This is a genomic window from Rhodococcus sp. EPR-134 (assembly GCF_001647205.1).
Classification (GTDB): Bacteria; Actinomycetota; Actinomycetes; order Mycobacteriales; family Mycobacteriaceae; genus Rhodococcus_F; species Rhodococcus_F qingshengii.
On sequence record NZ_LVCT01000020.1, the window covers coordinates 1 to 870 of the forward strand.

At 69.3% G+C, this 870-nt stretch carries 1 protein-coding gene; it reads left to right on the plus strand.

Going from position 1 to position 870, the window contains the following annotated elements; translation table 11 throughout:
- Positions 1-870 (plus strand): AMP-binding protein (locus A2J01_RS00755; RefSeq protein ID WP_156519131.1); only part of this gene is annotated, 870 nt, incomplete at both ends.

The window sequence follows — 870 nt, forward strand, 5'->3', positions numbered from 1 at the left end:
CCACCGGTTCGCGAACCCGAACCCGAGGACGACGCCTGGATCATCTTCACCTCAGGATCCACCGGCACCCCCAAAGGCGTCGCGGTCACTCACCTCAATGCCGCGGCGTTCGTCGACGCCGAGGCGCGCATGTTCCTCCAGGACGAGCCCATCGGGCCTGGTGACCGCGTCCTCGCGGGGCTGTCCGTGGCATTCGACGCGTCCTGCGAGGAGATGTGGCTCGCGTGGCGTCACGGCGCCTGCCTCGTCCCGGCGCCTCGTTCACTGGTTCGCAGCGGCATGGACCTCGGCCCGTGGCTGGTCTCGCGTGACGTCAGCATCGTCTCCACTGTGCCGACGCTTGCGTCTCTGTGGCCGGCCGAGGCCCTCGAAGCCGTTCGACTCCTGATCTTCGGCGGCGAAGCCTGCCCACCCGAACTGGCCGAACGCCTGGCCGTCGAGGGCCGCGAGGTCTGGAACACTTACGGCCCCACCGAGGCAACCGTCGTCGCCTGCGGCGCACTGATGGACGGCAAGAGCCCCGTCAGCATCGGCCTCCCCCTCGACGGCTGGGACCTTGCCGTCGTCGACGCCCAGAGCAATCCCGTCGCGGTCGGTGAGGTGGGCGAGCTGGTGATCGGCGGCGTCGGCCTCGCCCGTTACCTCGACCCCGCGAAGGACGCCGAGAAGTACGCGTCGATGCCCTCGCTCGGGTGGGAACGCGCCTACCGAAGCGGCGACCTGGTCCGGCTCGAAACCACCGGCCTGATGTTCCAGGGCCGCGCAGACGATCAGGTCAAGCTCGGCGGCAGGCGCATCGAACTCGGTGAGGTCGACAACGCCTTGCAGAACCTGCCGGGTGTGAGCGGCGCTGCCGCAGCCGTGAAGAAG